Origin of the sequence: Geobacillus sp. CAMR5420 (assembly GCF_000691465.1) — a bacterium.
Classification (GTDB): domain Bacteria; phylum Bacillota; class Bacilli; order Bacillales; family Anoxybacillaceae; genus Geobacillus; species Geobacillus thermoleovorans.
Map to the genome: position 1 here is coordinate 104,526 of NZ_JHUS01000054.1, position 25,229 is coordinate 129,754.

Consider the following 25,229-nt stretch of genomic DNA (forward strand, 5'->3'; position numbering starts at 1 on the left):
TTCAAAGACGTTGTTGATAGCAAATTTTTCTTACGCAAGCCGTTTTTTTACTTCGGAAATAAAGTACAAAGACCCCGTAATCAGCAACATTTCTTGAGCCGACAAACGTGTTTTCTGCTCACCGATCCACTCCTTCCAACGATGAACAGTCGCCTTATGCCGATGGGATGAAAGAGCAGCCAACTGTTCCGCCGCTGCCGCGCGCGGAAAATCAAACGTGGTAAACGTAATCGTATCCGCGAGCTCATCAAGCCGTTGAATCATCCGCTCAAGCGGCTTGTCTGTCAGCGCGGCGAACAAGACATGGACGCGTTTGTCGGGATAATGGGTGCGCACCGTCTCCACAAGAGCGCGGATGCCCGCTTCGTTATGGGCGCCGTCGAGGATGATCAGCGGATGGTCGCTCACCCGCTCAAACCGGCCGGGCCAAGCGGCTGTGGCCAGCCCATCGGCGATATGCTCCGGATCGATCAAAAACGAATAGCCAAGGCGCAATAGTTCTGCCGCCATCACCGCCACCGCCGCGTTTTCGACTTGATGGGCGCCGGGCATAGAAATGCGCAAATTGGGATACTCGGCAAACGGCGTCATGACGGAAAACTGCTCCCCTTCCGCCGTCGCCTGCCGGTCGGAAACGGTGAAATCGACGCCGAGACGATATGTTTTCGCTTTCCGCTCCGCCGCCGTCTTGGCGATCACATCCCACGCCTCAGACTCGTTGACCGCTGTCACAAGCGGAACCCCTGATTTAATGATCCCCGCTTTTTCCGCGGCGATCTGATCGAGCGTATCGCCTAAGATGTTCATATGATCGTAGCTGACGTTCGTAATGACGGAAAGGAGCGGATAAATGATGTTGGTTGAGTCCAAGCGGCCGCCGAGACCGACTTCAATGAGCACGATGTCTTGAATGTTTTTTTTGCCAAAATAATCAAGCATCATCGCCGTGATCACTTCAAATTCGGTCGGTCCGCCAAGTTCCGTCTGTTCCAATTCGTCCGCAAGCGGTTTGATCGTTTGCACAAGCTCCACGATCTCTTCATCGCGAATCGGTTCGCCGTTTATGCTGATTCGTTCGTTAAACTGCTCGACATACGGCGAGGTGAACGTGCCGACCGAATAGCCCGCCGCTTGCAAAATGGAGCGCAAATAGGCGACCGTTGACCCTTTGCCGTTCGTTCCCCCGATATGGACGGCGCGGACGCGGCGTTCCGGGTGGCCAAGTTTTTCCATCATCCATTCCATCCGTTTCAATCCCGGTTTCATGCCAAGCCGCAGCCGCCCGTGAATCCAAGCGACCGCTTCTTCATACGTTCGAACCATGCCCATCATCCTCCTTTTTCCATTAGTGTCTTGCCGCCCCCTGCCGGCTTCATGCGGCGGATGCGCCACACATCGAGAAGCTTGGCGAAAGCGAGTATATGTTGACAACAAACATTTTCTCAGAATATGCCAACCTTCCATCATGATCCATCGAAAAAGACGAATCCACAGGAAAGCGGATTCGTCTTCATCATAATCAACAGCAAGATCGTTTGTCTACCGTTTGAGCTCGGCGAGGCGCGCCTTGACGGCTTCGCGTTTTTCCATGTAATCTTGCCGCTTGCGCCGCTCTTCTTCGACGACATGAGCCGGCGCTTTCGCCAAAAAGCCTTCGTTCGCCAGTTTCTTTTCGACGCGCTCGACTTCTTTGTTCCATTTGTCAAGCTCTTTTTCAAGCCGCTTAATTTCTTCCTCAATATTGATCAACCCTTCAAGCGGCATGATGAGCTCGGCGCCGGTGACGACCGCCGTCATCGCTTTGTCCGGCGCGGGAACGTTTGTATCGATCAAGAGCTCGCTCGGGTTGCAGAACCGCTCAAGATAGGCGCGGTTTTTCATGAGCGCCGCCCGCACTTGTTCATCTTTCACCTTAATATAGAGCGCAATCGGCTTGCTCGGCGGCGTGTTCACTTCGGCGCGGACGTTGCGGACGGCGCGGATGATGTCGACGAGCATCCGCATTTCTTCCGCCGCTTCTTCGTTCGACAGCTCAGGGCGCACTTGCGGCCACGGAGCGACGGTGATCGATTCGCCTTCATGCGGCAAGTTTTGCCAAATTTCCTCGGTAATGAACGGCATGAACGGGTGAAGCAGGCGCATCGTGTTGTCGAGCACATACGCCAACACGGAGCGCGTCGTCTTTTTCGCCGCTTCGTCGTCACCGTAAAGCGGCAATTTCGCCATTTCAATGTACCAGTCGCACAAGTCGTCCCAAATAAAGTTGTACAGCGTGCGCCCCGCTTCGCCGAATTCGTATTTCTCAGCAAGCTTCGTCACCGTGTCGATCGTTTCGTTGAGGCGCGTTAAAATCCAATGGTCGGCGACCGTTTTTTCGCCGCTCAAATCAAGCTCCTCGTACGTCATGCCGACCATGTTCATCAAGGCAAAGCGCGAGGCGTTCCAAATTTTGTTGGCAAAATTCCACGTCGCTTCAACTTTTTCGGTGCTGAAGCGCAAGTCTTGCCCCGGCGAGCTGCCGGTCGCCAAGAAGTAACGGAGCGCATCGGCGCCGTACTGATCGATCACATCCATCGGATCGACGCCGTTGCCGAGCGATTTGCTCATTTTCCGCCCTTGGGCATCGCGGACAAGACCGTGGATGAGCACGTCTTTGAACGGGCGCTTCCCGGTGAATTCGAGCCCTTGGAAAATCATGCGCGACACCCAGAAGAAAATGATGTCATAGCCGGTGACAAGCACATCAGTCGGGTAGTAGCGCTTGTAATCCGACGATTCCACATCCGGCCATCCCATTGTCGAGAACGGCCAAAGCGCCGAGCTGAACCACGTATCAAGCACGTCGGGGTCTTGCTCCCAGTTTTCAATGTCTTTTGGCGGTTCATGGTCGACGTAAATTTCACCCGTTTCTTTATGGTACCATGCCGGGATGCGATGCCCCCACCAAAGCTGGCGCGAAATGCACCAGTCGCGGATGTTTTCAAGCCAATGCAAATACGTTTTTTCAAAACGCTCCGGCACGAACTGCACTTTGCCGTCGGTTTGCTGGAGCTTGATGGCGGCTTCGGCGAGCGGCTTCATTTTCACAAACCATTGCGTCGACAAATACGGCTCGATAACAGCGCCGCTCCGTTCACTGTGACCGACTGAGTGCACGTGCTCCTCGATTTTAAAGAGGACGCCTTGTTCTTGCAAATCGCGGACGATCTGCTTCCGGCATTCAAACCGGTCAAGCCCTTGGTATTTCATGGCGTTTTCATTCATCGTGCCGTCTTCGTTCATGACAAGAATGCGCGGCAAGTTGTGGCGGTTGCCGATTTCAAAGTCGTTCGGGTCGTGCGCCGGCGTAATTTTGACCGCCCCGGAGCCGAACTCCATATCGACGTATTCGTCGGCAATGATCGGAATTTCGCGGCCAACGATCGGCAGTTTTACCATTTTGCCGATCAAGTGCTTGTACCGCTCGTCATCGGGGTGCACAGCAACGGCCGTATCGCCGAGCATCGTTTCCGGACGGGTCGTCGCCACTTCAATGTAGCCGGAGCCGTCAGCGAGCGGATAGCGCAAATGGTAGAGCGCGCCTTTTACTTCTTTATAAACGACCTCAATGTCTGACAAAGCGGTTTTCGTCACCGGGTCCCAGTTGATGATGTACTCGCCGCGGTAAATAAGCCCTTTCCGGTAGAGCGAGACGAACACTTCGCGCACCGCTTTTGAGAGCCCTTCATCGAGCGTGAACCGCTCGCGCGTGTAATCGAGGCCAAGCCCTAACTTCGCCCATTGGCTGCGAATATGGCCGGCGTATTCTTCCTTCCACTTCCACGTTTCTTCTAAAAATTTTTCCCGGCCTAAATCGTAGCGCGACAGCCCTTGCTGGCGCAGCTTCTCTTCCACTTTCGCCTGGGTGGCGATGCCGGCGTGATCCATTCCCGGAAGCCACAGAACGTCATACCCTTGCATCCGTTTCATGCGCGTAATGATGTCTTGCAGCGTCGTATCCCACGCGTGCCCCAGATGCAGTTTGCCGGTGACGTTGGGCGGCGGGATGACGATCGTAAACGGTCGTTTGTTCGGATCACCGGTCGCTTCAAAAAATTTTCCTTTCAGCCACCATTCGTAGCGCCCCGCTTCGACCGCGCGGTGGTCGTATTTGGGCGGCATCGACACTTCGTGCTGTGCCATGTTTCATTTCCCTCCTTCAACATGATGGACAATGCGGCCGACGGCGGCTTCCCACTGAGCAATGCCGCGCAGCCGGCAAGCAAAAAAGCCCCTTTCATCCAAAAAGGACGAAAGGAGCTGCTTTCGCGGTACCACCTTTTTTCTTAAGCCCAAAGGCTTAAGCGCTTCATTGGCATAACGGCATGATGCCGGCTTCCTCTACTCGGCAGCAGCGCCTTTCAAAGAAGCAGCTCAAGGGCGACCTTCCAGCAGCCGTCATCCTAGGAAATCTCGCAGCTTCTGATTTCCCTCTCTGCAGGCGCGGACCGCTGTACTCCTCCCCGTCTTCGCTTTTGTCATCATTGTTCGATTATTATACTACCATTGTCCATCATCTTTGCCAAGTTTTTATTTATTTATTCCATCCGTGTGCATTTGGTGACAAACAATCGCACGTTTCATATTGTATAGTAAACCGGAGAAGGAGGGAATGTCGATGCGGCGATTCAACCCGTATTCGTGGCCGCCGTGGCTTCGGCAAGTGCGCGCCGTCTGCGCCCAAGTGATCATCCCGCTCACCATTTTTCAAGCGATCCGCACCATTTTTCTGCCAACGACGTTTGATGTCATTTTATTGGCCATCTTCGTTTTCATTGCCGTGGCGCTCCATTTGGAATGGATTTAGTGCGACGCCATTTTGTTTGGGCTGCATTCAACATCCATTTAACCATTGCTGCTTTCATCCGCCGGCGGTTCGTTGTCCACCGCTTCTTCCTGCTGCCGCGCGGCGTCGCGTTGGACAAGGTGCATAACGAGCGCCTCCGTATTTTTGAACGCCAAATAACGACGCTGCAACGCGGCCACATATTCCCGTTCGTTCCGCTCGTTCCGCGAAGCGGCCTCATACCTCTCCAAACAGCGGACAAACCCGCGCGGCTCCGCCAAATGGCTGTATAAAAACGCCCGCTCTCCGTCGGACAGCGGCAGCTCCTTCTCGTACTCCTCCATCCCTTCAAGCCACTCGCGCCCAAGCGGCGGCATTGTCTGTACGTGAAAACGGAGCGCGGCGATCACATCAAAGAGCGGTGAATTCCAATGCGCCCGCTCCCAACTGATCCAATACGGCGGGATATAGTGGGAGAGGCGCGCTTTGCCGTGCACCCAGGCGATGCGCCATTGCTTCGTCTCTTTGAGCGTCTCTTCCCACACATCGAGCCGTTCTTCAGCGAACGAGTACGCGCGCATCACCTCATGGAAATATGTGCAGCATTGAAGCTGAAACGGAGACATGTACCACGCCGCTTCGTACCGCTCAATCCGTTCTTCCCACACCGTCCGCGCCCGTTGCCATTCGTCCTTTTTTTGCTTTCGGTACGCCGCCGCCTCTTCCTCACTCACCTCGATCGTGCGGACGGTGGCGCGATGGAGGCGGGCGAGTTCGCGAAAAAAGGAGCGAACGGCATCCTCATCCGCTCTCGCTTCGCCATGATGCCAGGCTTGCAAATAATAAAGACGGCCTCCTTCTGTGGCAAACAGCGACCGCTGCCGCGTCAGGTAAAGCGGGAGACAACGGGGACCGCCATGCTGAAGAGACTGCCAAACGGCGGCGGCTTCTTGCTCGCTTTCGAGCGGCTTTAAAGCAAAAACGCCGCGGTTCGTGTATACCTTGACGGCTTTGCCTCGCTGCTCAATGCGCACTGGTCGAAGCCCATACTGGACGAGCACAGCATCATATCGGTCAGACTGTGCGGCCATCGTTACGCCCCCTTATCAGCAAAAGAAACGGAAAGCGTCCCTTTCATGAGAAAGGACGGCTTCCCGCCATGGCCGGAATATATAGCAGCTGCCCCTCGTGCACGTCATCTGGGCTTTCCAAATCATTGGCGCGCAAAAGCTGCGAGACGGTCACATCATACCGTTCGGCAATCTTGTCCAATGAATCTCCTTGCTGGACGATGCAAATTTTCAGTTTCGTAAACTCTTCCGCCTCGCTTTTCGCAAACAATTTCGTCAAGTAAAGCGCATTTTCGCTTTTTGTTTTCGTTTCTTCTTCCTCTTCTTCCTCAACCGCCTTTTTCGCCGCCCCGATCGATACCTTCGCCTCAGTTGGCGGCAGCAGCGAAGCGATGTCTTCCTCCGTCTGTGCGCTGACCACCTTCGTTTCCGTCTCAAGCGGCAAAAACGGCTCTTTGGCCTCCTCTTCTTCAGCCCCCGTTTCTTCATGACGCAAGGCGGCTGGCTCCATGACGGAAACCGTCGTTTCGCCGGCGGCCAAAGCCGGCTGTTCATCCGCCTCATCGGCGAGATCATCCACGGAAGCAAACGCTTCCTCACCGGCCGCTTCCTTGCGGGCGATCGATTCAAACGGGGCAAACAGCGGCTCATCGTCCTCCTCATCGTCCGGCAAATCATCGCCAAGCGGCGCTTCACTGATGCCGCTGATCGAAATGTCGGCAGTGATCAGCAATCTTCCGTTTTCATCCAAATCATAATCAAACGATTCAACCGTCACGTACACATCCTCAAGGGAACGAATGCGGTTTTTTGGAATCGTAATATCGATTGGAAAACGGTGCGACAGTTCGCTGATCCCGTCTTCGCGCACCGAAATGTGCTGAATGAACCGATAACCAGCCAGCTCAAACACGTCGTCATCCGCCTCGACGAGCCCTTCGCCCGCCTGACGAAATTCACCGTTTAGCTCGAGCGCCCCACGGATCGTAATATATTGGTCGTACTCATCGACGGAAATGACCGGATCAAGAGAAATGGATAAAAACTCGGCGACTTCCTGTCCTCTTTTAAACCAGACCGATTCTTCCAATGAAAAACGCAAATACGATTGCTCCAACCGGGCCTCCTCCTTCCGTCCCTTCGGCAAATGGTTTTGATGACATTATCCATTGTATGAACGGAAACGAGGCGGTATGATAAAAAATTGGGCTGCCGACGGTCGGCAGCCCCTTTCCTTATCCGCGCAGACGGGCAAACACCCGCTCAGCAGCGGCAATCGTATATTCAATATCATCATCACTGTGCGCCGTCGACAAAAACAGCCCTTCAAATTGCGACGGCGGCAGGAAAATGCCTTCATTCGCCATTTCCCGATAATAGGCGGCAAACAGCTCCAAGTCGGACGTTTTCGCTGTCTCGTAGTTGACCACCGGCTCGTTCGTGAAGAAAAAGCCGATCATCGACCCAGCGCGGTTGATCGTATGCGGGATGTCGTATTTCTCTGCTGCCTGATGAAGCCCATCCGCAAGGCGCGCCGCTTTGCGGCCAAGCTCTTCGTACGTTTCCGGCGTCAGCTGGCGGAGCGTCTCGTACCCGGCCGTCATGGCGAGCGGATTGCCGGAGAGCGTGCCGGCTTGGTACACCGGTCCGCTCGGCGCGACAAGCTCCATGATCTCGGCTTTGCCCCCGTACGCCCCGACCGGCAAGCCGCCGCCGATCACTTTGCCAAGGCACGTCAAATCCGGCTCAACGCCGTAATACCCTTGGGCGCAATGGTAATCGACGCGGAACCCGGTCATGACCTCGTCGAAAATCAATAAAGCGCCGTATTGTTTCGTCACCTCGCGCAACCCTTCCAAAAAGCCAGGCACTGGCGGAACGACGCCCATGTTGCCGGCGACCGGTTCGACGATCACCGCGGCGATGTCTTCGCCAAACCGCTCAAACGCATAGCGGACGCTGTCCAAATCGTTGTACGGCACCGTGATCGTATGCTGGGCGACCGATTCCGGAACGCCCGGGCTGTCCGGCAAGCCGAGCGTCGCCACGCCGGAGCCGGCTTTAATGAGCAGCGAATCGCCGTGGCCGTGGTAGCTGCCTTCGAATTTCATGATTTTGTTGCGCTTCGTATAGCCGCGCGCTAAGCGGAGGGCGCTCATCGTCGCCTCCGTACCGGAATTGACCATCCGCACGATTTCCACCGACGGCACCCGCTCAATCACGAGCTTGGCGAGCTCATTTTCAAGCAATGTCGGAGCGCCAAAGCTCGTCCCTTGTTCCGCCACCCGCTTCAACGCTTCAACGACTTGGGGATGGGCATGCCCTAAAATGAGCGGCCCCCATGACAGCACGTAATCAATGTACTCATTGCCGTCAATATCGTAAATTTTCGATCCTTGGCCGCGCGCCATGAAAATCGGCGTCATCCCGACCGACTTGAAGGCGCGCACCGGGCTGTTCACCCCGCCCGGCATCAATTTCACCGCTTCTTCGTAAGCGGTTTTTGACCGTTCGTAGCTTCGCATGCTTCCGCCCTCCTCTCTATTCAGCCAGCCAGCGGGCGACATCTTTGGCAAAATACGTAATGATCAAATCCGCGCCCGCCCGTTTCATCCCTGTCAACATTTCCATGACAACCGGCTTCTCATCGATCCAGCCGTTTTGCGCCGCCGCCTTGATCATCGCATACTCGCCGCTCACGTTATAAGCGACAAGCGGCAGCGGAAAACGGTTTTTGATGTCGCGGATAATATCCATGTAGGCAAGCGCTGGCTTCACCATCAAGAAATCAGCGCCTTCTTTGACATCCGACTCCGCCTCGCGAAACGCCTCAAGGCGGTTGGCCGGATCCATTTGGTACGTCTTCCGGTCGCCAAACTGCGGCGCGCTGTCGGCGGCATCACGGAACGGGCCGTAAAACGCCGAAGCGTATTTGATTGCATACGACATGATCGGCACATACTCAAACCCTGCTTCATCAAGCCCACGGCGAATGGCGGCGACAAAGCCGTCCATCATGTTCGACGGCGCGATGATGTCGGCGCCGGCTTGCGCTTGGCTCACCGCCGTTTTGGTGAGGAGCTCGAGCGACGGGTCGTTCAGCACACGCTCGTTTTCGACGACGCCGCAATGGCCGTGGCTCGTATATTCACATAAACACGTATCAGCAATGACGACTAGATCTGGGTGTTCGGCTTTGATTTGGCGGATCGCCCGCTGAACAATCCCTGTTTCGCAATACGCCTGCGAACCGACTTCATCTTTTTCATTCGGCACGCCAAACACCATGACGGCGGGAATGCCAAGCTTGGCGATGTCGTCCACTTCCTCGGATAAGCGGTCAAGCGATAAATGGTAAACCCCTGGCATCGACGGCACTTCCCGCTTAATGCCGCTGCCCTCGACCACAAACAGCGGGTAAATGAGATCCTCGACACGAAGATGCGTCTCGCGCACCATCGCCCGAATCGCAGCCGTTTGCCGCAAACGGCGATGGCGGTCAAATGACAGTGCCATTCATCGTCCCTCCATGGAAAAATATTGTTCCATCGCTTTGATTATACCATCCGTGGTGTAATCCGTCGGACAAATATGGACTGGAATGCCCGCCCGCTCGGCCGCTTCTTTCGTCACCGGTCCGATGCAGGCGACCGCAACACTGGAAAGAAGGGCATCCGCTTCTTTGTCGAGAAGGCGGACAAGGCTGTCAACCGCCGACGGGCTCATCAAGGTGACCGCATCAAGCTCCCGCCGGCGCAACAGCGACAACAACCGCTCCCGGCCGCTTTCGTCAGACGCGGTCTCATACACCGTGAGCTCGTCGACCGCGGCGCCGGCGTTTCGCAACGCCTCAGGCAAGGTCGGGCGCGCCAAATTGCCTTTGACAAACAGCACCCGGTCGCCTTGTTTGACGCGCGGCATGAGCAAGTCAGCCAGCCGTTCGGCGGTGTAATCATCCGGCACGAGCGCCGGGGAAAGACCATGCTCGGCGAGCGCCGCCGCTGTTTTCCGGCCGACGACAGCCATCTCCGGCAGCGGCCGCGGCAACGAAACATGCGGAAAAAAGAAGCGGACGGCGTTCGCGCTTGTGAAAACGAGCCAACGGTATTCGCCAAGCCGCTCAACCATAGAAGCGATTTCTTCCGGCGCCGTCGCCGGTCGAATGACAATGAGCGGAAGCTCGACTGGAACGGCGCCAACAGCACGCAGCTTGGCAGAAAATGACGCGGCCTGCTCCTTGCCGCGCGTCACGAGCACCGTTTTGCCGGCGAGCGCGCTGTGTGTCATGATTGGCTCAACTCCTGTTTCACCCGCTCGATAAGCGCTTTCGCCCCTTGTTCGATTAAGACAGCGGCCGCCTGCCGGCCGACGGCCTCCGGATCGGCGCCCGTGACCATTTCTTTATACTTTTCTTTTCCATCCGGCGAAGCGACAAGGGCCGTGAGGCGCACCATACCGCCGTCTGCTTCGGCGTAGCCGGCAATCGGCACTTGACAGCCGCCTTCCATTTGCTGCAAAAAGGCGCGCTCCGCCCGAACAGCCCGCTCGGTTTGCTCGTCGTTTAACCGGCTGAGCCATTCGCGCAATTCGTCATCATCCTCCCGGCATTCGATCGCCAGCGCCCCTTGGCCGACCGCCGGAACACAGACATCAAAAGGAAGATAGTCGCTGATGACGTCATCGCCCCAACCCATGCGCGCAAGACCCGCCGCCGCCAGCACGATCGCATCGTACTCTTCGCTTTCGAGCTTCGCCAACCTTGTGTCAATATTGCCGCGAATCCATTTGATCGTCAAATCCGGGCGATAGGCAAGCAGCTGCGCCGAACGGCGCAAGCTGCTCGTGCCAATGACCGACCCAGGCGGCAAGTCGGAGAGCATCCGGTTTCCTTTGCTGACAAGCACATCGCGTGCATCTTCGCGGCGCGGAACCGCGCCGATCACTAAACCTTCGGGCAGCACGGCCGGCATATCTTTCATGCTATGGACCGCCATATCGATGCCGCCGGCGAGCAATTCATGCTCGATCTCTTTCACAAACAACCCTTTGCCCCCGACTTTCGAGAGCGTAACATCAAGCACCCGATCTCCTTTCGTGACGATTTCTTTCACTTCAAACGTAAACGGCGCCCCAAGCTGTTTCAATTCGTTGATCACCCACTTCGTCTGGGTCAAGGCAAGCTTGCTGCGCCGCGAGCCAACGACAATGTTCCGCATCTCGTTCCACCTCAATTACGAATACCAAAAATGAAATTTTGACAAACTGCCAAACAAGAAAAAGTTGACAAGCAAAAATAAAAACGAACCGATGTTCCATAGCGCGATCGCCTTCCCTTGCATCTGCCGGACGGCTCGCTTGTAAAAATAGACGCCATAGACGAGAAAAACGACAAACGACCCGAGCACTTTCGCATCATACCAATGGAAATGGTCGATTTGAATGTACGCCCAAATCACGCCAAGGATGAGCCCTAATAACAACATAGGCAAGCCGAGCACATTTAAAACATACGACAAAAAATCAAGCCGTGACAAATCCGCCATGCGCCAAAGGCGCGCCCCCCACTTTTTCTTTTTCAGCAAACTGTACTGCAACATGTAAAGCACCGAAAACAGAAACGACAGCGTAAACGCCGCATACGCTCCGAGCGAAAGGGTGATGTGGATGATAAGCAGCTCCGAAACGAGCCGCTCCGCAACAGCCGGCGACTGCGAAGACGGTGCGAACGTATGAATGGCCAAAATAAAAAAAGCAAGCACGTTCGTAAAAAAGACGATGAAATCGACGCGCAGCAGCCGATTGATGACGAGCGACAGCGTAATGAGCAGCCAGGCGTAAAAATAAAGCCCTTCCGACATCGTTAAAATCGGAAAGCGCTTCGTCTCAATGATGCGAGAAACAAACGTCACTGTCTGCAAAAGCCAAACAATAGAAAGCAACCAGAAGGCGATGTCGTTCGCCTTCCGGTTTTGTTGCAAAAAATCGATGAAATAGAAAAGGATCGAGGCGATGTAAAGCAAAATGGACAGCTCATACAACAGCGCCACCATCCATCCCACCTTACAGCTGCCATGATGGGCGGGCGGCACGGACCGCTTCCGCGTCTTGTTCATCGCGCTGCTCGGATTTCGCCTGCTGCATGCGCCGCTCGGCTTTCACCGCATCTTCGATATTGAAAATTTTCATAAACAGCTGAAGCGCCTCCTCGGCATTCGGGCCGGCGGCGAGTTCCTTCGCCTGCAAAATCGGATCGCGGAGCAGCTGGTTAATAATGCTTTTCGTATGTTTGTTCAACACTTTCCAATCGCGCTCCGACAAATGCGGCAGTTTCCGCTCCAAACTTTTCATCGTTTCCGCTTGGATGGCCAGCGCCTTTTCGCGCAATGCGGCGATGACTGGCACGACGCCGAGCGTCTGCATCCATTGGCTGAACGCCATAAGTTCCGCTTCGATCATCGTTTCAATGCGAGCCGCTGCCTTTTGCCGTTCCGCCAAGTTGGCCGCCACCACATCTTGCAAATCGTCGATGTCGTACAAAAACACGGTTTCCAAATCAGCCAACGCCGGATCCAAATCGCGCGGCACCGCGATGTCAACCATAAAGAGCGGGCGGCCTTTGCGCATTTTCTCAAGCGGCGCCACCATTTCCTTCGTCAAAATATAGCCTTTGGCTCCCGTCGAGCTGATGACGATATCCGCTTCCAGCAAAGCGCATGACAATTCGCCGAGCGGCTTCGCCTCGCCGGCAAACTGCTTAGCAAGCTGTTTCGCTTTTTCAAGCGTCCGATTGACAACCGTCACCTTCCCGACGCCGCTGCCGCACAAGTTTTGCGCCGCCAGCGTCCCCATTTTGCCGGCCCCGATAATCAAGACGTGCTTGCCGGCAAGGCGGCCGAAAATTTTCTTCGCCAGCTCAACCGCCGCATAGCTGACCGATACAGCGTGCGCGCCGATGCCCGTTTCCGAGTGGGCGCGCTTCGCAAAGGTCACTGCCTGCTTGAACAGATGGTTGAAAATCGTGCCGCTCGTCCCGATCTCTTGAGCGAGCAAATAGCTGTCTTTCACTTGCCCTAAAATTTGCGTTTCCCCAAGCACCATCGAATCAAGGCCAGCCGCCACGCGGAACAAATGCTGGATGGCCGCCTCTCCTTCAAGCACACGCAAATACGGAGCAATCGCTTCCACTCTAACGCCAAACCATTCGGCTAAAAATGCTTTAATATAGTAACGGCCGGTATGCAGTTGATCGACCACTGCATAAACTTCCGTCCGGTTGCACGTCGAGACGATCACATTTTCGAGCACGCTTTTTTGCTTGGCGAGCTGTTTCATCGCCGCACCGAGTTCCGCTTCCGCAAACGCGAGCTTTTCGCGGATTTCTACAGGGGCGGTTTTATAGTCGACGCCAACGACTACGATTTGCACGATGCCATCCCCCTTATTGACCGAATCCCTTCTATCATTATATCACAACCGTCCATCGTTCCGGTTTGAAAAAATTGTGAACATGCCTCCAAAGCTATGCTAAACTGTAGACAGTGATCATTCTATCATAAACATGTCCAAAAGGGAAACGGAGGACGCGACGATCATGAAAACCCGAACGGTATTCGCCGGCATCTTGTTCATCGGCCTCGGGCTGTATTTTCTCGCCGGACAGTTGGAATCCCCCCTTTTCCATTTCTTCCAAGGGTGGCCGGCCTTGCTTGCCATTTGCGGCGCGGCTTTGCTTGGCCAGGCGCATTCAGCGCGCGAATATGCTTACCTTTTCCCCGGCTTTCTTTTACTCGGATTTGGCGTTGAGTTGCTCCTTGCGGGTGCATTTTCGTTCTGGCCCCGCGGCGTGAACATGTTTTTTTTCCTCATCGCGCTCGCTTTTTTCGCCAGCAGCCGCAAACAAAAAGGCGGGGCCGGCTTTGGCGTGCTTTTTTTGCTTCTCGCTGTCTTGCTGACGTTTTCCGGGCGCGGCCAGCCATTCTTTCACCTCGTCCAAGCCGGACTTTCCTCTGTCTGGAAGTTTTGGCCGCTCGGACTCATCGCCATCGGTATCTATATATTATGGGCTAGGCGAAAATAGCCTTGGAAGCGAAAACACCAGCCGAATCGCTGGTGTTTTCGTCATGAGGCCACAAACGGCAAAAGCGCCGCCCATGCTTCATCTTTCCCTTGCCCGGTCTCGGCGGAAAACAAAATGAGCGGGTCGCCGTCAGCCATCCGCAGCGTCTCGCGCGCGATTTTCGCGTGTTTTTGATGCTTGCCGCGCGGCACTTTATCCGCTTTCGTCGCGATGACGATCACCGGGATCTCGTAATGTTTCAAAAACTCGTACATCATCACATCGTCTTTCGTCGGCGGATGGCGCAAGTCAACGAGCAGGACCGCCGCCTTGAGCACCTCGCGCGTCGTAAAGTACGTCTCCATCATTTTCCCCCATTTTTGCCGCTCCTGCTTCGACACGCGGGCGAAGCCATAACCTGGCACGTCCACAAAGTAAAACGAGTCGTTAATCAAATAAAAATTCAACGTCTGCGTTTTGCCTGGCTTTGAGGAGGTGCGCGCCAAATTTTTCCGGTTGATCATTTTGTTGATGAATGATGATTTGCCGACGTTCGAACGGCCGGCGAGCGCCACCTCCGGCCGTCCGCCGTCCGGATATTGTTCCGGCTTGACGGCACTGGTCACAAGCTCTGCTTTCTTCACATTCATCGCTTCCACCCCACCAACGCGTGCGGCAGCACCTCATCGAGATGGGAGACGAGCACAAAGCGCAAGTCGCGCTTCACCGTTTCCGGAATGTCAGCCAAATCTTTTTCATTGTCTTTCGGCAAAATGACTGTTTTCAATCCGGCACGGTGGGCGCTTAACGTTTTCTCTTTCAGCCCCCCGATCGGAAGAACGCGGCCGCGCAGCGTAATTTCCCCGGTCATGCCGACAAAACGGCTCACCGGCTTGCCCGTCAAAGCGGAAATGAGTGCGGTCGCAATCGTAATGCCGGCCGATGGCCCGTCTTTCGGCACCGCGCCTTCCGGAACGTGGATGTGAATATCATATTTCTCATGGAACTTCGGATCAATGTCAAGCTCCTCAGCGCGCGACCGCACGTAGCTGAACGCCGCTTGCGCTGATTCTTTCATGACATCGCCGAGCTTGCCGGTCAGCACGAGTTTCCCATTGCCTGGCGCGAGCGACACTTCGATTGCGAGCGTATCGCCGCCAAACGCCGTATACGCCAGCCCGGTCGCCACGCCAACTTGGTCTTCCGCCTCCGCTCGGCCGTAGCGGTATTTTCGCTTCCCTAAAAATTCCTCAAGATTGTTTTCTGTGATCACAACCCGCTTTTTCTCGCCGGAAACGATGAGGCGGGCCGCTTTTCGGCAGATAGCGGCGAGCTGCCGCTCAAGCTCCCGCACCCCGGCTTCGCGCGTATAATGGCGGATGATATCGAGCATCGCGTCATCGCGAATTTGCAACGCCGCCTTTTTCAGCCCGTGCTCGGTGATTTGTTTCGGCAGCAAATGCCGCTTGGCGATATGCAGCTTCTCCACTTCTGTGTAGCCTGGTATGTGGATCACTTCCATCCGGTCCAAGAGCGGCTGCGGAATCGCCGCCAAATGGTTGGCCGTGGCGATAAACATGACTTTCGATAGATCGTACGGCTCTTCAATGTAATGGTCGCTGAACGTATGATTTTGCTCCGGGTCAAGCACCTCCAGCATGGCCGCCGATGGATCGCCACGGAAATCGCTCGACATTTTGTCGATTTCATCAAGCAAGAAGACGGGGTTGATCGTGCCTGCTTTTTTCATCCCCTGGATAATGCGTCCCGGCATGGCGCCGACATACGTGCGGCGATGGCCGCGAATTTCCGATTCGTCGCGGACGCCGCCGAGCGAAACGCGGACGAAGCGGCGGCCGAGCGCTTTGGCGATCGAGCGGGCGAGCGACGTTTTGCCGACCCCCGGCGGTCCGGCGAGGCAAAGAATCGGACCTTTTAACGATTTCGTCAGCTGCTTGACAGATAAAAATTCAAGCACCCGTTCTTTCACTTTATCGAGCCCGTAATGCTCCTCGTTTAAAATCGCTTCCGCCCGCTTAATGTCGTGGATGTCTTCTGTTTCTTTCGACCACGGCAAGGCGATGAGCCAATCGAGGTAGTTGCGAATGACTGCGCTTTCCGCTGAGGTCGCCGGAATTTTTTCATAGCGGTCAAGCTCCTTCAATGCCGTTTGTTTCACATGCTCCGGCATGCCGGCCGCCTCGATTTTTTCTTTCAGCTCCTCGACTTCGCCCGTTTTTCCTTCTTTTTCGCCAAGCTCTTTTTGAATCGCCTTCATTTGCTCGCGCAAATAATACTCTTTTTGCGTCCGCTCCATCGACTGCTTGACGCGGGCGCTGATCTTTTTCTCAAGCTGGAGCACTTCTTTTTCGTTGTGCAAAATTTGGATGATTTTATTGAGGCGCTCTTTCACGTCGATCGTTTCTAAAATGCGCTGTTTTTCCTCAAGCTTAAGCGGCAAGTGCGAGGCGATGATGTCCGCCATTCGCCCCGGCTCATCGATGTCGACGATCGAGGCGTAAATGTCGACCGACAGCCGCTTGGACAAGTTTATGTACTGCTCGAAATATTCAAGCATCGTCCGCTTGAGCGCCTCATCTTCTAAATCTTTCGCCGCCCGATCAGCAAACTTTTCGACTTTGACGAGAAAGTACGGCTCCTCGCTGATCACTTCCGTAATGAGCGCCCGAGCGACGCCTTCGACAAGCACGCGGAACGTGCCGTTCGGGAGTTTTAGAAGTTGCTTGACGCGCGCGATCGTTCCCATTTTATATAAGTCATCCATGTCCGGTTCGTCGATGGCAACGTCTTTTTGCGACGTCAGCAAAATCATATGATCCTCAACCATGGCTTGTTCGAGCGCTTTGACCGATTTCTCGCGCCCGACATCCAAATGGAGCACCATCGTCGGAAACACGAGCAGCCCACGCAGCGGCAAAAGCGGAACGACCGTCTCCTTTTTCTTTCCGTTCACGCCGAACACCTCCATCTCTCGCTTCTATTCGTTTATTGTATAGTACGGTAGCCGGGTTTGTAAAATTTGACGAACGAAAAAGCGCGCGGCGCTCCGTCTGCAGGCAAAGAAAAACCGACTTCAGCGACGATCCGCTTGCGCCGAAGCCGTACATAAAAGAGAGGCCGGGCGAACCGCCCGACTCGGTTGCGAGCGGATCGCCCGCTTTCGTTGCCAATCGTTCGCCTTGCCGCCGTTTCCTTTGGCTAGACGAGCTTTTTCTCCGAGCGGTCCATAGCCGCTGGCAGCAGCGCGGGGCCGCGGCGGAGCGCCTCTTCGCCGAACACATGGACGAGCACTTCCTCGAGGCGGCGGACGGCGATGATTTGAATGCCGCTGACTTCGCCTAGCAACGATTGCATATTCTCAATCGGGATGATGACTTTTTTCGCCCCGGCTTGTTTGGCCGCTTTGATTTTGGCGAACACGCCGCCGACCGGTTTCACGCAGCCACGGATGCTGATTTCTCCGGTCATCGCGACCGTATGATCGACTGGCAGCTGGTAGATGGCGGAATAAATGCCGACGGCAATCGCCACCCCGGCTGACGGGCCGTCAACCGGCACCCCGCCCGGAAAGTTGACATGAATGTCGTAGCGGTCCGCTGGCACGCCCATCGCCCGCAACACCGTAATGACGTTTTCCGCCGAGCCGCGCGCCATGCTTTTGCGCCGCACCGATTTTTCTGCACTGCCGATGCTTTCCTCCTCGACAATGCCGGTGACATTGATCGACCCTTTCCCTTTGGCCGGCAAAGCGGTCACCTCAATTTCCAACAGCGCGCCGGTGTTCGGGCCGTACACGGCAAGGCCATTGACGACGCCGACCGCCGGAGCGGAAGCGATTTTCTTCTCATAGCGCGGAGTCATTTGGCTCGATTGAATGACCCATTCAATATCTTTGTCCAAAATGTGTTCTCGGTTTTCCGTGATGGCTAGGCCAGCGGCAATTTGCATCATGTTGACCGCCTCCCGCCCGTTGCGCGCATAGGCGGCAAGGAGGCGAATGCCGCTTTCTGACACGTTCAAGCGGATTTTTTCCGCCGCCTTTTTCGCGATGAGGGCGATTTCATCTTGGTCCAATTCACGGAAAAATACTTCCAGGCAGCGAGAGCGAATGGCCGGAGGAATTTCGTTCGGCGTGCGCGTCGTCGCCCCGACAAGACGGAAATCAGCCGGCAGTCCATTTTGGAAAATATCGTGAATATGGCTTGGGATTTGCGGATTTTCTTTGCTGTAATAGGCGCTTTCAAAAAATACTTTCCGGTCCTCAAGCACTTTCAACAACTTGTTCATTTGGATCGGATGAAGCTCGCCGATTTCGTCGATGAATAAAACGCCCCCGTGGGCGTTCGTCACCGCCCCTTGCTTCGGCTGAGGAATGCCGGCTTGCCCCATCGCCCCGGCCCCTTGGTAAATCGGGTCGTGCACCGAGCCGATGAGGGGGTCGGCGATGCCGCGCTCGTCAAAGCGCGCCGTCGTCGCGTCAAGCTCCACGAATACCGCATTTTTCTTAAACGGGGAGAGCGGATTTTTTTTCGCTTCCTCAAGCACGAGCCGAGCAGCTGCCGTCTTGCCGACGCCGGGCGGCCCGTAAATGATGACATGTTGCGGGTTGGGGCCGCATAAAGCAGCTTTTAACGCCTTGATGCCGTCTTCCTGACCGACGATGTCGTCAAAACTTTTCGGCCGCACTTTTTCCGCCAGCGGCTCGGTGAGCGAAATCGAACGCAGCTTGCGGAGCTGTTCCATCTCTTTGCGCGACTCTTTATCAATCGAAACTTTTTGCACACGCTGCCCTCTTAGCAAATTCCAAAAATAAAGGCCGATGATGACCCCGAAAAACAGCTGGATGACCAGTACGATGTTCGTCCAATCCATGCCCCGATATCCTCCTGCCTTTAGATGGTATGTAGTATGATAGTATCTCCGCGAACTGGCGGGAATAAACCAAAAAAGCGCCAGCGGGCGCGCGGGGCATGGGCGGCAAAAAAAGAAACCGCCGAAAAAAGGCGGTTTTCCCATCAGGCAGATGTTTTCCGTTCCAGCTCGATGACGGTGCCATCATGACGGATCAGCGTCGGCGGCTTTGTGCCGCGCACCGTGTCGAGCGTGATGATGCACTTTTGCACATCTTCGCGCGACGGCAGCTCAAACATCACATCGAGCATAATGCCTTCGATGATCGAGCGAAGGCCGCGCGCGCCCGTTTTCCGCTCAATCGCTTTTTTCGCGATTTCACGGAGCGCCGCTTCTTCAAACTCGAGCTCAACGCCGTCAAGCTCCAGCATTTTTTGGTATTGCTTCACAATGGCATTTTTCGGTTTCGTCAAAATGTCGATCAACGCCTGTTCGTCGAGCGGCTCGAGCGTCGTAATGACCGGCAGACGGCCGATGAACTCCGGAATAAGTCCGAATTTGAGCAAGTCTTCCGGCAGCACTTTCGACAACAAGTTTTTCTCGTCGACATCCGTCTGGTTCATTTCCGCGCCAAAACCGATCACTTTTTTGCCAAGACGGCGCTTGATGATCGGCTCAATGCCATCAAACGCTCCACCGCAAATGAACAAAATGTTCGTCGTATCGATTTGAATGAATTCTTGATGCGGATGTTTGCGGCCGCCCTGCGGCGGAACGCTGGCAATGGTGCCTTCTAAAATTTTCAACAGCGCCTGTTGCACCCCTTCGCCGGATACGTCGCGAGTGATGGAAGGGTTTTCCGATTTGCGGGCGATTTTGTCAATTTCATCGATGTAGATAATGCCTTTTTCCGCCCGTTCGACGTCATAATCAGCCGCTTGGATGAGCTTTAACAAAATGTTTTCGACGTCTTCGCCAACATAGCCGGCCTCTGTAAGCGAGGTGGCATCGGCGATGGCAAACGGCACGTTCAAAATGCGCGCCAATGTTTGCGCCAGCAGCGTTTTCCCGCTCCCGGTCGGCCCGATCATTAAAATGTTGCTTTTCGACAGCTCGACATCATCGATTTTGCTGCCGGAATTGATCCGTTTATAATGATTGTAAACCGCAACGGCGAGCGATTTTTTCGCCTCATCTTGACCGATGACGTACTCATCTAGAATTTCCCGAATTTCCAACGGTTTCGGCACGTCTTTAAATTCAAATTCCTCTTCATTGCCGAGCTCCTCTTCAACAATTTCCGTGCATAGCTCAATGCACTCGTCGCAAATGTAAACCCCCGGACCGGCAACGAGCTTTCGGACTTGGTCTTGTGTTTTGCCGCAGAACGAACATTTCAATTGCCCTTTTTCATCATTGAATTTAAACATATCATTCACCCCTTGCCAACGAAATCGCGCCTGCTTATGTATCCATGTCCGCCATCTCTTATGTCGTAAAAATGTATGTATTCGCTATTTTACCATACATGTTCCTGAGAAAGCGAATGAAAAAACCGTCGTCCATTTGGAAAAGTTTGAAAATTGCCGTTCAGGCGCCATGGTTGTGGATAAAGAACAAGGCACGAAGTCTCGCGCCTTGTTCCTTCCTTAAGATATATTATGCCGCAACCTTGCTGTGCTCTACAAGAAAATCGACTGTTTTCCGCCATTTCAAATCTTCTTTGACGCCATCTAAGCTGCCGAGCAGCTCTTTCAGCTTGTCCACGCTCAGCTTGTAGGCTTCCGCCATTTTTTCGAGCTCTTTGTTTACTTCCTCGTCGGTTACTTCAATGTTTTCGGCCTTCGCGATCGCTTCAAGCGTCAACGCCGCGCGCACCCGTTTTTCGGCATCTTCTTTCATTTGCTCGCGCAACGACGCTTCATCTTGGCCGGAGAATTGGTAATACAACTGCAAGTTCAGACCTTGCATTTGCAGGCGTTGGTCAAATTCGCGAAGCATCCGGTCGGTTTCATTTTTGATCATGACCTCTGGAATATCCATTTCGGCGTTGGCTGCCGCTTTTTCGACAACCGCATTGCGCAAGGCAGTCTCCGCCTCGTTCTTTTTCTCCTCTTCCAAACGGGCGCGAATTTTCGCCTTCAGTTCGTCAAGCGTTTCGACTTCTTCATCGACGTCTTTGGCAAACTCATCGTCAAGCGCCGGCAACTGTTTCGCTTTCACTTCATGCACTTGCACTTTGAACGTCGCCGGTTTGCCGGCCAATTGTTTCGCGTGGTATTCATCCGGGAATGTGACTTGGATTTCTTTTTCCTCGCCGGCTTTCATGCCGACAAGCTGTTCTTCAAACCCCGGAATGAACGTTCCAGAACCGATTTCAAGCGAATAGTTCTCCGCCTTGCCGCCTTCAAACGGCTCGCCGTCGACAAATCCTTCGAAATCGATGACGACCGTATCACCGTTTTCCACTGTCCCGTCTTCTTTCACGACAAGTTCAGCGTAATCTTCTTGCAGGCGTTTCAGTTCGTTTTCGACATCTTCGTCCGTCACGGTTGTATCCATTTTTTCCACTTCAAGCCCTTTGTATTGACCGAGCTTCACTTCCGGCTTTACGGTCACTTTCGCTTTGAAAATTAAGCTTTTGCCTTTTTCCATTTGCTCAATGTCAATCTCCGGCATTGACACCGGTTCGATGCCTGCCTCTTCGACGGCTTTGGCATACGCCTCTGGCAGCAAAATGTCGAGCGCATCTTGATAGAGCACTTCGACGCCGAAGCGTTTTTCAAACAGAACGCGCGGCACTTTCCCCTTGCGGAAGCCCGGAAGCGTGATGTTTTTCACCACTTTTTTAAACGCGGCGTCCAAGCCTTTGTTCACTTTCTCGGCGTCGACCTCAACGGTCAATACGCCTTCGTTCCCTTCAAGCTTTTCCCATTTGACTGACATCCTTGTTCCCTCCACCTGAAATCATTGCTCGGACCATAGCGCACTCCGCTTGTCCAGATCTTTTTATGATGCCCGATTATGTAGACAAGTATGCGAAAACAGATACATAGCACAGCCATTATATTATACCATACAACAGCCATGTTTCAACAGAGAACGAGCCATTAGAGGGAGGAAAGTTCCTCTATTTCATATAGTTTTTGGCAAAGCCTTGCCATCTCCGCCGCCTCCACACCGTAGCGGTCGGCCAAGGCGGCCGCGTCAGCATCCAAGCCTAAAAACCGGCTCGCCATCCAATGGAGAGCAGCAAGCCAGGCCGCTGCATCCGCCGGCTCCGGCGGAAACGGATACAACACATATGCATAGCGAAGCCAAATTTCCGCCGCCGTTTCGTATAAGCTCGGGCTTTCCGCCGCGAGCTGCTGCTCAAGCCGGCCCAGCAGTTCGGAAGCAAATTCCGTTTCCGTCTGTTCGTCCAACGCTGACGGGACGACCTCCATGCAACGGCCAAATTTTTCAACCGTCACCGTTTCATTGACTCGCTTCCCTGTCAACAGGCGAAGAAGCATCGTTTTCGCCATCGGGCTTTTTTCCGGTGCGCGTAAATATTGCTTGAGCAACGGCAGCACCGGATCGATGTCTTCTTTTTCCAGTTGTTTAATCAGTTGCAGCTGCTCAGCAATGTCCCCGGACTCAAGCAGCCGTCTCACCCGCTTCCACTCCGCGGGCGGAAGCGTGCGGGCATTCATTTTTTCACTGAATCGAAGCAGCTGGTGAAGCTGTTCGCGCAGCGAAACGGATAGCGACGGACGGCGCAAGGCGTGGCGGATCACGGTTTCGGCCTTGCTGTATCGATTCGTTTGCAACAATATGGCAATATACATTTGCAACAGTTCACCGTTGCCCGGTTGCTCGTCAAGCAAACCGGCAAGACGCCGCTCCGCCTCATCATATTCCCCAAGCTCATAGCAACAGACAGCCAGCCCAAGCCGAACCGGAAAGCTGTGGTCGCCAAGCTGTTCGGCGGCGCGCAAAAAGCGGAGCGCTTCTTTATATCGCTTCGCCTCGAGCGCAGCAAACGCCTCTTCCATAAGCCGTTCTTTTGTTTGCGGAAACATGATGATTTTTCCTTTTTTCCCGGCCATCTTCGCCCGCTCCCATTTGCATTTACCATCAGTGTAACAAGTTTTCCCTCGCGAAACAACCCGCGTCTTGCTGGGTAACACAAGCCGCTTGTTTGCCGAAAAGCAGCCGGCCTCTGGACGCAGACGCCGTCAAACGCGAAAAAGGCTGCTCCCGCCGATTGGCAGAGCAACCCATCTCTCCTTGCCGCCCGGAACACATGGCGCTTACGGCCGTGGACAATGCCGTCGTTCGTAGGCGGCGATATGCGCTTCGTACACAAACGTCAAATCAATTTCGTCCCATCCTTTTAGCAACAGCTGTTTTCGATACGGGTCAATGTCAAACGGACGCGAAAATCCTTCATCGTCAAATACCCGCTGTTCTTCAAGCGAAACCGTCAGTTCATAGTCTGCGCGCTCGCTTTGGCGCAGCAAGTAGCGGACATCCTCTTTATCCAGCCGGATCGGCAACAGCCCGTTTTTTAAGCAGTTGTTGTAAAAAATATCGGCAAACGATGGGGCAATGATGACGCGGAATCCGTAATCTTGCAGCGCCCACGGCGCATGTTCGCGCGATGAGCCGCAGCCGAAGTTTTCATCGGCGACTAAAATCGTCGCCCCTTCGTTTTCCGGGCGGTTGAGCTCAAACTCCGGATTTGGCGTGCCGTCGCTCAAATACCGCCAATCGTAAAAGAGAAACTGGCCAAAGCCGGTGCGTTCAATCCGTTTCAAAAACTGCTTTGGAATGATTTGATCGGTATCAATATTCGCACGATCGATGCCGGCGGTTTTTCCGCGATGGATCGTAAACGGCTTCATCGTCCTTTCCCCCTTCCGTTATGGATGTCACTGATGGCAAAGGAGCTCGGCTTCCTAGGATGCCGCGCCGCCTCTTTTGCCATCACGATCGTCAATTTAACAGACCGGCTCGGCTTCAAGCTGGCGCACATCGACAAAATGTCCGTAAATCGCAGCCGCCGCGGCCATCACCGGGCTGACGAGATGCGTGCGCGCCCCTTTTCCTTGCCGCCCTTCAAAGTTGCGGTTCGACGTTGACGCACAGTGCTCGCCTTCCGGAATGATGTCCGGGTTCATGCCCAAACAGGCGCTGCAGCCGGAGTCGCGCCATTCAAAACCGGCGTCGATGAAAATTTGCGCCAACCCTTCCGCCTCGGCTTGTTTTTTCACTTGCTGCGATCCAGGCACGACGAGCGCCCGTACACCCGGAGCCACTTTTTTCCCTTTCACGATGCTCGCCGCCGCGCGCAAATCGCTGAGGCGTGAGTTGGTGCACGAACCGATGAAGACGTGCTGCACCGGAATATCCGTAATCGGCGTGCCCGGCTTGAGCCCCATGTACTCAAGCGCCCGGCGCACCGCGTTTTGCTCTGTTTTGCTTTCAAATTGCTCGGGATGCGGCACGACGCCATCGACGGAAGTGCTCATCGCGGGGTTCGTCCCCCACGTCACCATCGGAGCGATCGTCGACGCATCGATTTCAATCGTTTTATCGTATTCCGCCCCCTCATCGCTTGCAAGCGCCCGCCACCGTTCCACCGCCTTGTCAAACTCCTCGCCTTTTGGCGCATATTTGCGGCCGCGCAAATAGGCAAACGTCGTTTCATCCGGACTGATGAGGCCGGCTCTCGCCCCAGCTTCAATCGACATGTTGCAAATCGTCATTCGCTCTTCCATCGACATGCGTCGGATCGCTTCGCCTGTAAATTCGATAATATAACCGGTGCCGATGCCAACACCATAGCGGCCGATAATGGCCAAGATGACATCTTTGGCGGTCACTCCTTTGCCGAGGCGGCCGTTGATGCAAATTTGCAGCGTTTTCGGCTTATGCTGCCAAAGCGTTTGTGTAGCCAATACATGCTCGACTTCGCTCGTGCCGATGCCAAACGCCAAGGCGCCAAACGCCCCGTGCGTCGACGTATGGCTGTCGCCGCAAACGATCGTTTTTCCCGGCTGGGTCAACCCGAGCTCTGGGCCGATGACGTGAACGATTCCTTGCTCTTCGCTGTGTAGGTCGGCGAGCGGAATGCCGAACTCGCGGCAGTTGCGCTCAAGCGCAGCGATTTGGTTGCGCGCCACTTCGTCGGTAATCACAAATCGGTTAACGGTCGGCACGTTATGGTCCATCGTCGCAAAGGTCAAATCCGGCCGCCGCACCTTCCGCCCTTTTTGCCGCAATCCTTCAAACGCTTGCGGCGAGGTCACTTCATGCACTAAGTGCAAATCGATGTACAATAAATCCGGTTTGCCCTCCTCACGGTAGACGACGTGGTTTTCCCAAATTTTATCGATGATCGTTTTCGGCTTCATTGGCT

General features: G+C 54.6%; 20 protein-coding genes and 1 other annotated feature. Of the genes, 2 read left to right on the top strand and 18 right to left on the bottom strand.

What is annotated here, in order from left to right:
- Positions 1 to 30: 30 nt before the first annotated feature.
- Positions 31 to 1,323 (bottom strand): folylpolyglutamate synthase/dihydrofolate synthase family protein, encoded by a 1,293-nt coding sequence (locus DI44_RS03900; RefSeq protein WP_033025930.1) that lies wholly within the window; start codon positions 1,321 to 1,323, stop codon positions 31 to 33.
- 216 nt (positions 1,324 to 1,539) lie between these two features.
- Positions 1,540 to 4,182 carry a valine--tRNA ligase gene (locus DI44_RS03895; protein ID WP_033025931.1) on the bottom strand — a complete coding sequence of 881 codons (2,643 nt, stop codon included), beginning with the start codon at positions 4,180 to 4,182 and terminating at the stop codon, positions 1,540 to 1,542.
- 100 nt (positions 4,183 to 4,282) lie between these two features.
- Positions 4,283 to 4,518, bottom strand: a binding site (T-box leader).
- Positions 4,519 to 4,657: 139 nt separating this feature from the next.
- On the opposite strand from DI44_RS03895, the gene DI44_RS03890 reads away from it, so the two are divergent.
- Entirely contained in the window at positions 4,658 to 4,846 is a 189-nt protein-coding gene (locus tag DI44_RS03890) for a hypothetical protein (RefSeq protein ID WP_011232115.1), read from the top strand.
- 38 nt (positions 4,847 to 4,884) lie between these two features.
- On the opposite strand, the gene ysxE is transcribed toward DI44_RS03890, so the two are convergent.
- The 8 genes from ysxE to hemA form a co-directional block, all read right to left on the bottom strand.
- The gene (gene ysxE / locus DI44_RS03885; RefSeq protein ID WP_033025932.1) at positions 4,885 to 5,916 is read right to left on the bottom strand and encodes a spore coat protein YsxE; all 1,032 of its coding nucleotides are present in this window, start codon (positions 5,914 to 5,916) and stop codon (positions 4,885 to 4,887) included.
- 43 nt (positions 5,917 to 5,959) lie between these two features.
- Complete coding sequence (spoVID, locus tag DI44_RS03880) at positions 5,960 to 7,012, bottom strand: stage VI sporulation protein D (protein WP_033025933.1); 1,053 nt, start codon at positions 7,010 to 7,012, stop codon at positions 5,960 to 5,962.
- Positions 7,013 to 7,130: 118 nt separating this feature from the next.
- Positions 7,131 to 8,420: a glutamate-1-semialdehyde 2,1-aminomutase gene (gene hemL / locus DI44_RS03875; protein WP_033025934.1), complete on the bottom strand. Its 1,290-nt coding sequence runs from the start codon at positions 8,418 to 8,420 to the stop codon at positions 7,131 to 7,133.
- A gap of 16 nt (positions 8,421 to 8,436) precedes the next feature.
- On the bottom strand, positions 8,437 to 9,411 hold the full coding sequence (hemB, locus tag DI44_RS03870; RefSeq protein WP_033025936.1) for a porphobilinogen synthase: 975 nt from the start codon (positions 9,409 to 9,411) through the stop codon (positions 8,437 to 8,439).
- On the bottom strand, positions 9,412 to 10,182 hold the full coding sequence (locus DI44_RS03865; protein WP_033020289.1) for a uroporphyrinogen-III synthase: 771 nt from the start codon (positions 10,180 to 10,182) through the stop codon (positions 9,412 to 9,414).
- Positions 10,179 to 11,111: a hydroxymethylbilane synthase gene (gene hemC, locus DI44_RS03860; RefSeq protein ID WP_033025938.1), complete on the bottom strand. Its 933-nt coding sequence runs from the start codon at positions 11,109 to 11,111 to the stop codon at positions 10,179 to 10,181. The genes DI44_RS03865 and hemC overlap by 4 nt, the downstream gene beginning before the upstream one ends.
- 15 nt (positions 11,112 to 11,126) lie before the next feature.
- A complete protein-coding gene (gene ccsA / locus DI44_RS03855; RefSeq protein ID WP_033025939.1) occupies positions 11,127 to 11,945 on the bottom strand; it encodes a cytochrome c biogenesis protein CcsA in 819 nt (272 codons plus the stop codon).
- Positions 11,946 to 11,955: 10 nt separating this feature from the next.
- Complete coding sequence (hemA, locus tag DI44_RS03850) at positions 11,956 to 13,320, bottom strand: glutamyl-tRNA reductase (RefSeq protein WP_033025940.1); 1,365 nt, start codon at positions 13,318 to 13,320, stop codon at positions 11,956 to 11,958.
- Between the two features lie 166 nt (positions 13,321 to 13,486).
- On the opposite strand from hemA, the gene DI44_RS03845 reads away from it, so the two are divergent.
- On the top strand, positions 13,487 to 13,972 hold the full coding sequence (locus tag DI44_RS03845) for a DUF5668 domain-containing protein (protein WP_033025941.1): 486 nt from the start codon (positions 13,487 to 13,489) through the stop codon (positions 13,970 to 13,972).
- A gap of 41 nt (positions 13,973 to 14,013) precedes the next feature.
- Here DI44_RS03845 and yihA read toward each other — a convergent pair whose 3' ends face one another.
- From yihA to leuC, 8 genes are all read right to left on the bottom strand, one after another.
- A complete protein-coding gene (gene yihA, locus DI44_RS03840) occupies positions 14,014 to 14,601 on the bottom strand; it encodes a ribosome biogenesis GTP-binding protein YihA/YsxC (RefSeq protein WP_014196452.1) in 588 nt (195 codons plus the stop codon).
- Entirely contained in the window at positions 14,598 to 16,940 is a 2,343-nt protein-coding gene (lon, locus tag DI44_RS03835; protein WP_033025942.1) for an endopeptidase La, read from the bottom strand. Before lon ends, yihA begins: the two co-directional genes overlap by 4 nt.
- A 230-nt stretch (positions 16,941 to 17,170) precedes the next feature.
- On the bottom strand, positions 17,171 to 18,844 hold the full coding sequence (lonB, locus tag DI44_RS03830) for an ATP-dependent protease LonB (protein ID WP_014196454.1): 1,674 nt from the start codon (positions 18,842 to 18,844) through the stop codon (positions 17,171 to 17,173).
- Positions 18,845 to 18,987: 143 nt separating this feature from the next.
- Positions 18,988 to 20,253: an ATP-dependent protease ATP-binding subunit ClpX gene (gene clpX / locus DI44_RS03825; protein WP_011232128.1), complete on the bottom strand. Its 1,266-nt coding sequence runs from the start codon at positions 20,251 to 20,253 to the stop codon at positions 18,988 to 18,990.
- 229 nt (positions 20,254 to 20,482) lie between these two features.
- Positions 20,483 to 21,769, bottom strand: coding sequence for a trigger factor (gene tig / locus DI44_RS03820; RefSeq protein ID WP_033004981.1), 1,287 nt, complete (start codon positions 21,767 to 21,769; stop codon positions 20,483 to 20,485).
- A 164-nt stretch (positions 21,770 to 21,933) separates the two neighbouring features.
- Positions 21,934 to 22,914 (bottom strand): tetratricopeptide repeat protein, encoded by a 981-nt coding sequence (locus tag DI44_RS03815; protein WP_033025943.1) that lies wholly within the window; start codon positions 22,912 to 22,914, stop codon positions 21,934 to 21,936.
- A gap of 204 nt (positions 22,915 to 23,118) precedes the next feature.
- Positions 23,119 to 23,712 (bottom strand): 3-isopropylmalate dehydratase small subunit, encoded by a 594-nt coding sequence (leuD, locus tag DI44_RS03810; RefSeq protein ID WP_011232131.1) that lies wholly within the window; start codon positions 23,710 to 23,712, stop codon positions 23,119 to 23,121.
- 96 nt (positions 23,713 to 23,808) lie between these two features.
- Positions 23,809 to 25,224 (bottom strand): 3-isopropylmalate dehydratase large subunit, encoded by a 1,416-nt coding sequence (gene leuC / locus DI44_RS03805; RefSeq protein ID WP_023633492.1) that lies wholly within the window; start codon positions 25,222 to 25,224, stop codon positions 23,809 to 23,811.
- Positions 25,225 to 25,229: the final 5 nt, after the last annotated feature.